Annotated in this window: 9 protein-coding genes; 2 read left to right on the top strand and 7 right to left on the bottom strand. The window is 70.5% G+C overall.

Features of this window, described 5'->3' with window-relative positions; all coding sequences use genetic code 11:
- Positions 1-184: 184 nt before the first annotated feature.
- The 5 genes from RMT89_RS06815 to RMT89_RS06835 all read right to left on the bottom strand — a co-directional run bounded on the left by RMT89_RS06815 (position 185) and on the right by RMT89_RS06835 (position 9,325).
- Positions 185-1,939 carry a cellulase family glycosylhydrolase gene (locus RMT89_RS06815; protein WP_315883009.1) on the bottom strand — a complete coding sequence of 585 codons (1,755 nt, stop codon included), beginning with the start codon at positions 1,937-1,939 and terminating at the stop codon, positions 185-187.
- 36 nt (positions 1,940-1,975) lie between these two features.
- A complete protein-coding gene (locus tag RMT89_RS06820) occupies positions 1,976-3,487 on the bottom strand; it encodes a glycoside hydrolase family 43 protein (RefSeq protein ID WP_315883010.1) in 1,512 nt (503 codons plus the stop codon).
- A 44-nt stretch (positions 3,488-3,531) separates the two neighbouring features.
- Positions 3,532-5,667: an alpha-galactosidase gene (locus RMT89_RS06825; RefSeq protein ID WP_315883011.1), complete on the bottom strand. Its 2,136-nt coding sequence runs from the start codon at positions 5,665-5,667 to the stop codon at positions 3,532-3,534.
- Between the two features lie 16 nt (positions 5,668-5,683).
- Positions 5,684-7,669 (bottom strand): beta-galactosidase, encoded by a 1,986-nt coding sequence (locus RMT89_RS06830; protein ID WP_315883012.1) that lies wholly within the window; start codon positions 7,667-7,669, stop codon positions 5,684-5,686.
- 294 nt (positions 7,670-7,963) lie between these two features.
- The gene (locus RMT89_RS06835) at positions 7,964-9,325 is read right to left on the bottom strand and encodes an acyltransferase (RefSeq protein ID WP_315883013.1); all 1,362 of its coding nucleotides are present in this window, start codon (positions 9,323-9,325) and stop codon (positions 7,964-7,966) included.
- Between the two features lie 123 nt (positions 9,326-9,448).
- Here RMT89_RS06835 and RMT89_RS06840 point away from each other — a divergent pair, with 123 nt between their 5' ends.
- Together RMT89_RS06840 and RMT89_RS06845 are read left to right on the top strand one after the other, a co-directional pair.
- Positions 9,449-10,057 (top strand): DUF998 domain-containing protein, encoded by a 609-nt coding sequence (locus tag RMT89_RS06840; RefSeq protein WP_315883014.1) that lies wholly within the window; start codon positions 9,449-9,451, stop codon positions 10,055-10,057.
- Positions 10,058-10,240: 183 nt separating this feature from the next.
- Positions 10,241-11,707 (top strand): WGR domain-containing protein, encoded by a 1,467-nt coding sequence (locus RMT89_RS06845; protein WP_315883015.1) that lies wholly within the window; start codon positions 10,241-10,243, stop codon positions 11,705-11,707.
- Positions 11,708-11,901: 194 nt separating this feature from the next.
- On the opposite strand, the gene mscL is transcribed toward RMT89_RS06845, so the two are convergent.
- Positions 11,902-12,348, bottom strand: a complete 447-nt coding sequence (gene mscL, locus RMT89_RS06850; protein WP_315883016.1) for a large conductance mechanosensitive channel protein MscL — start codon at positions 12,346-12,348, stop codon at positions 11,902-11,904.
- A gap of 179 nt (positions 12,349-12,527) precedes the next feature.
- Entirely contained in the window at positions 12,528-12,890 is a 363-nt protein-coding gene (locus RMT89_RS06855) for a hypothetical protein (RefSeq protein ID WP_315883017.1), read from the bottom strand.
- Between the last annotated feature and the right edge of the window lie 69 nt (positions 12,891-12,959).

Here is a 12,959-nt window from a genome sequence, read left to right on the forward strand (position 1 = left end):
CATAGCTCACCGTGCTCGCCGACACTCCGGCGTGCTGGGCGACCTCGGCGAGGGTGACCATCCAGCTCTCCAAGCTTCGTGAAGCGCTTCGAACCATGCGCGCGTGACCGGTGACGAGGAAACCGACCCCAGCGCCACCCTGGCCGCCCGGGGGAGCGGGCGGCCAGGGCGAAGGAGTGGCCGGTCAGGAGACCGTGCCGGTGACCGAGGTGCCGGACTTGGTGACCTGGTAGGTGACCTTGGCGCCGCTGTAGAAGTGGAATACCAGCGTCGCCGGTTCCCCGTCGCGAAGCGAGCCGAGGAACTCGGGGGTCAGGATGATCGTCCCGTTCGGGTAGTCGGGCGAGAACGCCTTGTTGAACTCCTGGTACGGCGTCCAGTCGGTCGGGCCGGCGTTGCTGCCGTCGGTGTACGTGGCGTGCATGGTCGCCAGGTCGTTGCCCCGGTACCGGGTGGGAACGGCGAACGACTCGGTGGTGCCGGTGGCGTCCGTCAGGACCGGAACGTCGTTGGTGACGACGTCGATGTTCCAGGGCAGGCCTCTGGAGAAACGGGCCTGGAGCGTCGAGTTGACGCCGTAGGCGCGGTCGCCGACCAGGCGGGTCAGCGCCTTGGCGGTGAAGGTCAGCTGGTTGCCGGAGACGGTGTAGTCCCGTCCCGCGGTCAGCTTGGTGTTGCCCTGCCACACCCCTCGGAAGCTGGTGCCGTTGAGGTTCAGCGTGAGCGACTTGGCGGTGACCGGGCTGGACTTCGGCACGAAGACCTTGTCGAAGGAGGCCGTGCCCGAGCGGGTGGTCCAGCTCGACTTGATCCAGGCGAACAGGGCCGGGTCACGCCACTGGAGGGTGTCGCGGTTCAGGTACGAGAACGGGTCCCACAGGGCGGTGGTGATGCCGTACCTGCGCGCCGTGTAGCCGACATGCTCGTAGTACTTCAGCGCCTCGCCCCGCTCGACGCGGGAGGGGCGGAAGTGATTGGGATATTCGAGCAGACCGTACTCGCCGATGTAGACCGGGATGCCCCTGGCGACGAAGGTCTTGTACATGTTGGCGAAGGTGTCGTCCAGGTTCTTCTGCGCGGTGGCGTCGTAGAGGGTGCCGCCCGCGACGTTCACGCTGAACGGATACCAGCTGTAGAAGTGCACCTGCGCCACGAGCTGACTGTCGTTCAGCCCGGTGATAGTGGCGTACAGATCGTCCATGAACGCCTGGTCGGGGCTGCCGCCCGGCGTGGTCAAGCTCAGCAGGCGGCTCGCGTTCGCGCCGCCCGAGGAGCGGACCACGGAGTGGAACGCGGTCTGCAGTTCCCGCAGGTACTTGAACTTCTGCGCATCCGTGGCGCCGGCGAAGCTCGGCTCGTTGATGCCCTCGAAGACCAGAGTGCGCGGCTCGTCACGGAAGGCCGTGGCGATCTGGGACCAGGTGGAGTTGAAGCGGGCCATCACGTTGTCGTGGTCGCTCGTGATCTTCTCGACCCACTGCCACGAGTCGTGGTGGACATTGAGCACGACGTACAGGCCGCTGTCCTGCGCCCAGTCGACGAGCTGCTTGACGCGTGCCATGTAGGTGGCGTCGATGGTGTACGGCGCGGTGGCGGACTGGTGGCCGCTCCACGTGACCGGGATGCGGACGCTGCGGAACCCCTCCGCGGCGATCTTCTCGAACGTCGCCTTGGTGGTCTGCCCGTTGCCCCAGGAATCCTCGTTGGGAATGGCGTCCAGGGTGTTGCCCAGGTTCCAGCTGGGCTGCATCGCCGCGACGGCGTCCATGGCGGAAGCCGGGACAGTGACCGCCGACGGTGACGCCTTCTTCGTGCCGTCGGGCGCGGCCAGCGCGGTGCCGCCGGTCAGCCCCACCATGACGACCAGCGTCAGCAGCAGGGCGGCCAGGCGGCCTGGGCCTCGTCTGCGGTGGTGTGCGGGTTGCCGTATCAGCTTCATGTGTCGTTCCTTTCTGTCGGTACCTGTTCGGTGGGTTCAGCCGTCGAGGGGCTCGTAGTCGAACCAGTCGAAGTGGACGGTTCCTTCGGCGGCGTACATGCCGATGACCCGGCCGGTGAAGCCGCCGGCGACCTCGGTCGACAGGTAGCGGCCGTCGAGGGTCGCGAGTTCGGTGAACGAGCCGTCGGGCTGCTCGACGCCGAGGGAGACGACGTCGGGTCCGGTGGTCGGGCCGTGCGGGGGCGGCGGGTCCGTGATCGTGACGGCGAGGACCACCGGCCCGGCGGGCACGGGCTGCGTGGCTACGACCGTCCGCAACGAGCCGACGCGCGCGATCACTTGGACCCGCGTGCCGGACGCCTCGATCGCGTAGTGGTGCCGCTCGTCCAGCCGGACGGCGAGCCCGCCGCTTCCCTCCGCCGTATCGATCAGAGTGCGTGCCCGGCACGACAGATGCTGCTGACGCCGACCGGTGAACACCACGTCGGCCTCGTCCAGGGAGCGGCCCCGCGCGCGGAGGGACAGCCAGCCGGGGCGCTCCTTGGTGGTGCAGTGGACGGCGGGCCGGTCGCGCAGGGAGATCCAGGACGGTCGCAGTCCGGCGAGTTCGAAGTCGTCCCGGTGCTCCTCGACAGGGCTGGGGGAGAGCGGCCACGGCAGCTCGGGCAGATCCAGGGCGACCTCGCCGACGACCGGCCAGTCGTCCACCCAGGTCACGGGGGCCAGGAAGGTCTCCCGCCCGAGCACGTGCCAGCCCGGCGTGCCGCCGCCCGGGCGGACGCCGAGGAGTACCGCCCACCACGAGCCGTCGGGTCCCTGGACCAGGTCCGCGTGCCCGGTGTTCTGGACGGGGTGGTCGGTGCCGCGGTGGGTGAGGATCGGGTTGGCCGGGCACGGCTCGAAGGGGCCGGCGGGCGTACGGCCGCGGGCGATCGAGACACCGTGGCCGCGCTCGGTGCCGCCCTCGGCGATGAGCAGGTACCAGTAGTCGCCGATCCGGTACAGGTGCGGCGCCTCCGGGGCCTTGGCGCCGGGCTTGCCCGACCAGAGCCGGTGCGGAGTCCCGTACGTCTGCCCGGTGGACGGGTCGAGACGGACCTGCGAGACCCCGGCGACCGTGCACCAGCACGTGCCGTCCTCGTCCCAGACCAGGTCGGGATCGATGCCGGGGACACCTGGCGCCCAGATGGGGTCCGACCAGGGTCCGGCGGGGTCGGTGGCGGTGACGATCAGGTTGCCGCCGCCCTCGGTGCAGTTGGTGACGATCAGCCAGAAGCGGCCGTCGTGGTGGCGCAGCGTGGGCGCGTAGATCCCGCCGGAGGACCACGCGTCCGACAGCCGCAGTTGTTCCGGCCGGTCCAGGGCGTTGCCGATCTGCGTCCAGTGCACCAGGTCACGGCTGTGGAAGAGGGGGACCCCGGGGAAGTACTCGAAGCTGGAACAGGCCACGTAGTAGTCGTCGTCGACGCGGCACACGCTGGGGTCGGGATGGAAGCCGGGGATCACGGGGTTGGCGAAGCGTCCGTCCGGCTGGCGCAGAGGGGGCACCCGATAGGTCCTCTCGTCGATTCGTGCTGCGGGCGTGGGGTGGTTCAGGAAGGGCCGGGGTCCGTGGCGGTGATGCGGAGCAGAACGGCGGACGGCGCGGTGGGCAGGGTCAGGCTCAGCTCGGCCGTGTCGGGCATCCAGGCGGAGACGGCCCGGCTGACCGAGGGGTAGAGCAGGTCGACCCGGGCGGCGGCCTCCCGCAGGTGGGGCAGGTGGAGCGTCGCCGTGGCGTCGGTTCCGGGGCGGCGCCAGGCGGTGAGGTAGGTGGTGGCGGGAGTGCGCAGGGCCAGGGCGATCCAGGGGTCGTCCCAGGCGGGAAGGCCCAGTGGCCAGGACGGCACGGACCCCGGCAGGTCGGCGCGGATGGCCTTGTACGCCGCAACCGCCTCGTGGACCAGGGCGCGGGCCTCCGGCGAGAGTTCGGGAATGCGGCCGGAGAGATGGATCCGGCCGAGGAGCGCGTTGGCCATGGTGAAGGCCACCTCGTCCGGGGAGTCCTCCGGCTGCGGGTAGGCCCAGACGGCACCCTGTTCGGGGGTGACGGCGGTGGGCGCGGAGGCCGCGATGGGCGCGTACAGGTGGAGGTTCTGCTGATCGCTGGTGGACTGCAACTGCAGCCGGGAGAGCATGGCGTGGTCCCAGCGCATGCCGCCGGAGGAGCAGTTCTCCAGCACCAGCTGCGGGTACCGGTCGAGGACGCCGTCGAGCCAGTCGAGATGCGCCCGGTTGTGGCCGAGCAGTCCGGCGCCGGGGGCCTCCCCGGGGTGGGCGCTGGTGCCGGAGCCGGGGTCGATGTTGTGGTCGAGTTTGAGGTACCCGACGCCCCACTCGCCGACCAGACGGTCCACGACCTCGTTCAGGTGGGCACGGGCGGCCGGGTGGCGCAGGTCCAGGTGGTGCCGGCCGGCCTCCGTGACGCGCACCCCGCCCCGCCGGAAGAACGCCTCGTCGGGCAGGGACTCGGCCAGCGGACTGCGTACGCCGATCACCTCCGGCTCCAGCCACAGACCCGGAACCATGCCGCGCTCCCGGATGCGGTCCAGCACCTCGTGGATGCCGCGCGCCCCGGGGAACCGGGATGCGGCGGGCTCCCACGCGCCGACGGTGTCCCACCAGCCGCCGTTGTCGCCGTCGTACCAGCCGGCGTCGATCACGAAGTACTCCGCGCCCGCCTCGGCCGCCGCGTCGATGTGCGGCACCAGCTTCTCGGTCGTGGGGTCGCCCATCAGGCAGTTCATGTAGTCGTTGAAGACGACGGGAAGGCGCTGGTGGTCGGCGTGCGGGCGGCGCTGGGCGCGGCGGTAGCGGGTCAGCGCGGCGAACGCCTCGTCCGGGCCGCCGTCGGCGCTGAAGGACAACGCGGCGGGTACGGTGCGGAAGACGGCGCCGGGTTCGAGTGAGTGCCGCCAGCCGTGGTGGGTGTCGGTGGGTCCGAACAGCGCCGCGTAGGCTGCCTTGTCCCGCTCTTCGCATTCCCAGCGCCAGCCCCCGCCGTTGTGCTCGATCTGCCACACCCAGGTGCGGCCGGTACGCCGGTCCGTCAGGCCGCCCATGGGGAGGCGTCCGCAACTGGACCAGGCGCCCTGCCCGTTGAGGGCGAAGCCGGCTCTGCCGTGCCCGTAGCTCACGCGGCCGCTGAGGGCCGGTGTCGTCAGGCGCATCGGCTGTCGCTGCCAGCGGCATTCGGCGAGCCAGTCGTTCTCCGCCCACAGCAGGTCCGCGGCGTCGAGGGCCGCCGGATCCTGCGGGGTGAGGCAGCCCACCGCGAGCGAGCTGACCGACTCCAGGTGCAGCGTGGTCTGCCCTTCGTTGCGCAGGGTCACCTCGCTGCGGAGCACGGGGATGCCGTCCGGTGACCGGTAGGTCACCTCCGCTACCAGACCGGTTTCCGGATCGTGGAGATGCACGGTCAGTGTGTGCCAGTCGCCGTCGTGGGTCGCGCGGTGGCTCCGGTGGCGCAGCCGCCCGCCGAGTTCGGTGCCCACAAGTCGGTTGCCCGACCAGCCACGGCCATGACCGGCGGCCGTCACCTCCACCAGGGGCAGGGACGCACCGGGGAGTCGCTGCGCTTCGCCGGGCGGTCCGAGATGCGTGAGGCGCGGACTGCCCTCGTCATCGAGGACGATCTCGAGGTGAAGGGCCCCGTTCCCCCAGTGGAAGGTCCCTTGTTCCGTGGTCATGGCGGCCCCTTCGAGGTCAGTGCCCGCGTAGAACCGCGCAACCGCCGGGCGGCAGTTCGTGGGTGAGTTCATCGGTGAGCAGATCGTGGGCGGGGTCCGGCAAGGACACGGCCTCGGGGGTGTGGTTGAGCAGGACGTGCCAGTGGCGGCCGTCGGATGCGTGCCGGGTGACGGCTTCGACACCGGCCGGCAGGCCAGGTACGCCCGGTTCGACGCCGGCCTCCTTCAGCAGGCGGCCGACCAGGGCGGCGTAGGCGGCGTCGTCCAGGCGGGTGGAGAGATACCAGCCCTGCCCGGTGCCGGAGCGGTGCCGGGTGAGGGCGGGGCTGCCCGTGAGCATGCCGTGGGTGTAGGTGGCGAGCGTCTCCGCGCCCTCGGTACGCAGGGACTCGCTCCACACCGTGCCCTGTGTTCCGTCCGACAGGGCGATCCGCTCGCCGCGCCGCAGTGGCCGGTACTCCTCGACGCGGATGCCCACTGCCTCGCGCAGGGGAGCGGCCGGGTAGCCGCCGAGGCGGGCGTGGAGGCGCTCGTCGGCGTAGCCGCTCGCGTGCTGGACGAGGAGCGTCCCGCCGTCGGCGACGTAACGGCGCAGATTCTCGGCCGCCCGGTCGGAGAGGAGGAACAGGGCCGGTGCGACGACGAGCGGGAAGTGGCTCAACTCGTGTTCGGGGTGGGCGAAGTCGACCGTGACGCCGGCGTCCCACAGCGTGCGGTGCGCCCGGGCGAGTGCCGAGTGGTAGTCGAGCTCCGGGGAGGGCAGGCCGTCCACGCCGAGTGCCCACCAGGCGTCCGGGTCGTGCAGCACGGCCACCGACGCGGACACCGTCGATCCCGCCAGGTCGCCGAGGCGGGCGACCGCCTCCCCGGTCTGTGTGACCTCGCGGAAGATCCGGCTGTCGGGCCCTGCGTGCGGCACCATCCCCGAGTGCCAGGTCTCGGCGCCGGCCCGGGACTGCCGCCACTGGAAGAAGAGGGCGCCTTCCGAGCCCCGCGCGATGTGGCCGAGGGTGTGGCGCAGGATGTCACCGGGGTCCTTGGCGAGGACCCGGTCGCCGTCGTAGACGGTGCTGGTGCCCTGCTCCATCAGCAGCCAGGGACGGCCGCCGCCCAGGGAGCGGGCACGGTCAGCGTGGAAGGCGACGTCGGCGGCGGCCGCCAGGCCGGGCGCGCCGGGGTACTGGTCACAGGTGACCAGGTCGAGTTCCCGGGCGAAGGTCCACAGGTCGATGTTCTGGTACGCGGGCAGCATCAGGTTGGTCGTCACCGGCCGGTCGCTGTGCGCGCGGATCGCGTCGCGCTGCTCGCGGTAGGCGGCGATGATCTCGTCGGACCAGAAGCGGTGGAAGTCCAGTGCCTGGCCGGGGTTCTTGTGCCACTGCGTCGCGCGAGGCGGCAGTACCTGCTCCCAGGAGGTGTAGCGCTGGCTCCAGAAGGCCGTTCCCCAGGCCTCGTTGAGGGCGTCCAGTGAGCCGTGGCGGGCGCGCAGCCACACCCGGAACGCCGCGGCCGTGTGGTCGCACCAGCAGAGCGTGCCGTACTCGTTGTGCACGTGCCACAGCGCGAGGGCGGGATGGTCGCCGTATCGCTCGGCGAGCGCGGAGGCGATCCGGCGGGCCGCGCTGCGGTAGGCGGGGGCGGCGAGGCAGTACGTGTCGCGGCTGCCGTGGACGAGGCGGGTGCCGTCGGCCCTGACCGCCAGCGCGTCGGGGTGGGCCAGGGTGAACCAGGGCGGCGGGGAGGCGGTCGGGGTGGCGAGGTCGACGGCCACGCCGTTCGCGTGCAGGCGGTCGATGTGGGCGTCGAGCCAGGCGAAGTCGTAGCGTCCCTCCTCCGGTTCGAGCAGGGCCCAGGAGAAGACGCCCACTGTGGCCAGATTGACCCTGGCCCGGCGCATGAGCTCGTCGTCCTCCTTCCAGACCGGCTCGTCCCACTGCTCGGGGTTGTAGTCCCCGCCGAAGGCCAGGCCGCCCAGGCGGTCGGTGATGCTGCGAGTCGTCATGACGTTTCCTCCGGTACGGAGAGCCGAGTCGTGCGCTGACAGACCGTCAGGGCGGGTGGCGGCAGTGCTTGCTATGGCGGCTGTCGAAGCGCTTCACTTCCCGGCGGGAAAGCTAACGGACAAGTTTCGTGTGAAACAAGGGCCTTGACCGGGCGATGCTCTCTTTTACGGGCCCATTGACAGACCACAGGGAGAATGTCATCGTCGAAGCGCTTCGACAGCCGCTCGGCCGACACGGGTCTTGAGGGCGGGTCGGCGCACCCGCGAGGGGTCAGAGGTCTTGCTGATCCGTCGTCAGGTGACCGCGGGATCCCCGTTGCGTCTCCTGCCTCGTACGCCGCGTGCCGCGCGGAGCACGGCGGCGCCGAACAGGAAGGCGGCCAGCCCCGCGGCCGGGAGTCCCAGGGTGCCGTGCTCGGCCGGGCCGGTGACGGCGACACCGAGCAGACCGAGCACGCAGGCCGCGTAACCGATGCAGGTCGCGAGGGCGCGGGGCCCGGGGCGGCCGAGTGCCCGAGGTGCCCACGGACTGCGCGAGGAAGCAGCACCGCGTCGTTCGACCCTGCCGACGACGGCCACCAACGTGCCGAGCACCAGGAGGAGCAGGACCAGCCATGGCAGCTTCCACAGCAGCCAGGCGCCTGTCCTGCCAGGGGGTTCGGGCAGCGGGAACAGCCCGAACGCGTACCCGGCACAGGCGACGAGCACGAACGCGCTCATGTGCCACAGCAACACGGTCAGAATCACCGAGTTCACGGCGATCACGGCCATCCACGGCCCGAACCCTCGCAGCCACCGGTTCCCCGCGTCGCGCAGCAGCAGCACCAGCCCGAGCTGAGCCGTTGCCAACGCGAGCAGCGCGAGCGTCGGCGGCGAGAGGTTGCGAAACGACGTACCGGGGACGTCGACCATGCTGACCGGGTAGGGGCCGGCCACCGTCAGCAGCACCGCCACCGCGGAACCCCCCACCAGCAGCGGCACGGCCGCCGTGGGCCGCACCGGCAACGTCCCGTCCTGCCAGGCGAAGCCGATCTGATGCACCGCCAGCCAGGCGAACAGGTAGTTGCCCCACTGCGGCGCCGACGCGTCGGACACCAGCCGCACCACGTCGCCCGCGGCGACCAGCCCCACCAGCACCAGCGGCACGACCAGCCCGAACCTCCGATGCAGGCGGTGCATGAGCGGGGTCAGGAAGACCACCACGAGATACACGAGCAGAAACCACAGCGGGATCGAGGCCAGCCACACCGCCCGTCCCACCTCGACCGGTTCGACACCCGCCAGCCGGGCGATCAGCGCGGCGGCGGCAAGTGTCATCAGCAGTACGGTCGTCGGCGGTACGAGTCGCGCGCTGCGGTCGAGCAACCAGTCCCCGGCGTCGCCGCGCCCACGGGTGCGTGACGTCAGCGAGGCGGCGTTGGCGAACCCGCCCACCAGGAAGAACACCGGCATCACCTGGAGCAGCCAGGTGATCGGGCGGCCCCACGGCAGCACTTCGAGGGCGCTGAAGCCGTCCAGGCCGCCGGCCCCGCCGGTGACCACGATGACCGTCCAGTGGCCGAGCACCACGATGACGATGGCCAGCGCCCGCAGCAGGTCGATGTAGCGTTCCCGCTCCGGCGGTGTGCCCTCCGCGAGCTCGCGCAGGCCGTGCATGCGGCCATCATAGGAACGGCGACCGACGGCGATCGGCGACCCGCCCGGGCGGCCGGGTGAGACAACGGGCGGGCCTCGTGGTGTTCGTCCTGCGGACAACCATCGGCGATTTACGGTGGTCTGATGCGACTTGTCCCTTGGTGGGCGTTCTTCTCGTCCGGATGCGCGCCTGCTCTTCTGGTGGCCGGGTGGGCCATCGCGGCGCTGCTGGAGGGGTCCGCCTATGACTCGGCCACGCAGACGATCAGCGTCCTGGCGGCCTGCGGAGCCGCGGGATTCTGGGTGATGACCGCGGCGCTGCTCGCCGTCGGCGTCTGTCACCTGCTCACCGCCTGGGGATTGCGCGCGGCCGCGTTCGCCGGCCGTATGGCGCTGGCGGGCGGCGGCGTTTCGGCCCTGGCGGTGGTGGTGGTACCGGCGGCGACCAGCCGGGGCGACCTGCGCCATGGTTCCGTTGCCGTGGTCGGCTTCACCCTCCTCGCGGTGTGGCCGCTTCTCGCCGCGCATCGAGACGGAGCCGCCCCATGGGGCCTGCGGCCCACGCCCTCACTGCTCGCGAGCGCTCTGATGGGCATGGGCGCCGTCTGGTTTCTGTTCGAGGTGCGTCAGCAGGGCACCATCGGAGTCGCCGAACGCCTGGTGACGTTCATGCAGTCCCTCTGGCCCTTCGTGGTCGTCGTCTCCTGTCTCCGCCATCCCGCACAACGACGGCTGACGGCTGAACGCACGTGACGGGCTGGGCTGCCAAGTCCGGCCGTCGCCTTGGTCGTGGTCTCGGCAGCGTCCATGGCGGCGAGCGGATCGTTCGGGTCACCCCCCAAGCCGGCCAGCCGTCGATGTCAGTGGTGACCACTAGTTTGGAGTCACCGGAGATCGGCCGTACCGGCCGATCGGGCCTTTGGGGAGGGGTGTGCTGTGTCCGCTGCGCAGGCACGACAGTCGGGGAACACGACGTATCTGGAGCTGTCTCAGGAAAGCGGCGGTGCCCACAAGTTCTACGAGGTGACCGTCGAAGGGGCCACCGTCTCCGTGCGGTACGGGCGGATCGGCGTGGACGGGCAGCGCCAGACCTCCACCTTTCCGACCGCCGAGAAGGCGAAGGCAGCGGCGGCGAAGAAGATAGCCGAGAAGGTGCGGAAGGGGTATGCGCCCGCCGTTCAGGGGCAGCGCGCGGCCCGTCCCGTGACGCGCCGTCAGGTGACGTCCGCCCCGTCCACGGCGCGGGCGACCGCCCCGGTGCTGTGGCGGTTCCGTACGGGCGCCTCGGCGTTCGGTATCCATGTGGACGAGGACCGCTGCTGGGTCGGCAACCAGAACGGCAGCGTCTACAACTTGAGCCACGACGGTGAGGTGCTGGCTCACTACTCCCTGCCCGACGGTGTGAAGTGCCTGGTGGCGGACGATTTCTGGATCTACGCGGGCTGTGACGACGGCCGGGTGTACGACCTGTCGGCGAAGGTGCCGTTCGCCGCTTACGAGATCGCGGCTGAGGTGGACATCTTCTGGCTGGACATCCACGCGGGCGTGCTGAATGTCTCCGACCGCAGCGGCGGGCTGACGGTCATCGACCATGAGGACGAGCTCCAGTGGTCGCGCAACTCGTCCGGGGAGCAAGGGTGGATGGTGCGGGCCGACGACCGTGCCGTGTACCACGGCCACAGCCATGGTGTGACGGCTTACGCGGCGGACGGCACCAGCCAGCTCTGGCACACCGCGACCAGCGGCAATGTGCTCTTCGGATGGCAGGAGGAGAACGCGGTCTACGCCGGGACGGGACGGCGGGTCGTCCAGCGGCTCGCCAAGTCCTCCGGGTCCGTCGAGGCTTCCTATCAGTGCGACGCCGCGGTGTACTCGTGTGCCACGTCCACCGGCGGGCGGTACGTCTTCGCGGGTGACTCCGCTTCCTCCGTCTACTGCTTCACCGCCGATGGCACCCGGCTGTGGAAGCTCGGCACCGGCGGCGGCTCGGCACTCTCCATGCAGTACCACGACGAGAAGCTGTACATCGTCTCCACCGACGGCTCACTTGCCTGCATCGACGCGAGCGAGGCCGCGATCAACGCTGCTCAGTCGGGCACCGTCCCGGTTGCCGCGGACATCAAACTGGCGGCTGCGCTGCCGACGTACGCACCGCTGACCACGGCCGCCTCCGTTGCCACGGTCAGCGCTGTCCCCGCAGCGGGGAGCGGAGTCGTCGTGGAGTGCTTTGAGCAAGGAGGACGAGTGCGCGTGCGTGTGGTCTCCGAGGGCTACGAGCCGAGTTGGAACGTCCAGTTCCCTCGTGCGATACGCGAGCCCGGCGCACGCTATGTGGTGGACGCGTTGCACTCCTCCTCGGGTGGCTTCTACCGAGTGCGCGGAGAGATCAGACGTCTGGTGTGACAGGCGGCGCGGTGGCGGTGCTCGTCATTCGACGCGTCACAACGCGCCGCCGCGCTCCAGCGGCGGGAGGCTGGGTGTGCATAGCGCGCATGGCGCTATGCACAAAGGAGCGGCAGGGCCGGAGGAACGTAGCCCTTGGAGGTGTGGCTACGAGTCACCTCGGCATGCGAGCCGTCCAGTCCCCGCGAGGGCGGTCAGCCCACGGAGGTGGTTGCCTGGGCGGGGAATCCGGGGCGGCCTGCCAGTTCGGAGGTGCAGAAAGCGCATCGCAGTGCTGCGGCGGGCACGGTGCTGAGGCAGTCCGGGCAGTCCGTCTTGGCCACCGGCTGGTCCTTGACCGGGTTGAAACGCTCCTGCAGCCGGCCCACGGGCAGCACCACGGCGAAGTAGATCACCGCGGCGACCAGCACGAAACTGATCAGGGCGTTCAGGAAGGCGCCGTAGGGGAAGACGGTCTCCCCGACGGTGAACGTCTGCTTGCTGAAGTCGCCGACCGCACCGGTCGCCACACCGATCAGTGGTGTGAGGAACGCGGTGACGAAGCCGGTGACAACGGCGGTGAACGCGGCGCCGATCACGATACCGACCGCCAGATCGACCACGTTGCCGCGCAGCAGGAACGAGCGAAACCCTGTGAACACCAAGTACTCCTGAAATGAGGCGCGTTGTGCGCCGAGGGCAGGGCGGCCGGATTGCCGCCGGCGGGCAATGCTGCCGGTCGCTCTCTCCGGCGTCCACCCGGCTCATCAGTTCCGGTGAACCACCTGACGGCGTGATGACAGCGCGTTCGACAAGGAACTGCACCCGCAAACAAGGGCCGTCACAGTGGCGGAGCCTTGAGTGAGGCCATCTCCGGCAGGCGGTGTGGGTGGAAGGCCGCGAGCCCGGCGCCCGCCAGCCACCAGCCGCGGTACACCAGGGCCCGGCACAGGGGTTCTTGCAGTTCGTCGAAGACGGTCGGTACGAGTGCCAGATCGCGGCCGTCGTGGGTGCGGTGCTCTTCGAAGGTGTTCCGCCACTCGTCCAACTGCCCGGCGGAGTCCTGGGGGAAGTCCGTGGCCAGGCCCGCCAGGACGCCCCTGCGGGTGCCCGGGGGCAGCGGTTCGTCGGGGCCCGCGGTTCGGCCACGCTGGCAGCGCTCGACGATCAGCCGCGTGCGCAGCGCCGTACTCTGGCGATACAAGAGGGAGTTGGCGCGCGCGAGATCGCGGATGACGGGGATGCCGCTGTAGACGCCGGGGCGCAGCAGGCC

The organism is Streptomyces sp. P17, from assembly GCF_032436805.1.
Taxonomy (GTDB): Bacteria; Actinomycetota; Actinomycetes; order Streptomycetales; family Streptomycetaceae; genus Streptomyces.

Excerpts from the sequence above, each read along its gene's own strand:
- RMT89_RS06815 (WP_315883009.1), bottom strand. The coding sequence starts at position 1,939 with ATGAAGCTGATACGGCAACCCGCACACCACCGCAGACGAGGCCCAGGC.
- RMT89_RS06825 (WP_315883011.1), bottom strand. The coding sequence starts at position 5,667 with ATGACCACGGAACAAGGGACCTTCCACTGGGGGAACGGGGCCCTTCAC.
- RMT89_RS06830 (WP_315883012.1), bottom strand. The coding sequence starts at position 7,669 with ATGACGACTCGCAGCATCACCGACCGCCTGGGCGGCCTGGCCTTCGGC.
- RMT89_RS06835 (WP_315883013.1), bottom strand. The coding sequence starts at position 9,325 with ATGCACGGCCTGCGCGAGCTCGCGGAGGGCACACCGCCGGAGCGGGAA.
- RMT89_RS06840 (WP_315883014.1), top strand. The coding sequence starts at position 9,449 with ATGCGACTTGTCCCTTGGTGGGCGTTCTTCTCGTCCGGATGCGCGCCT.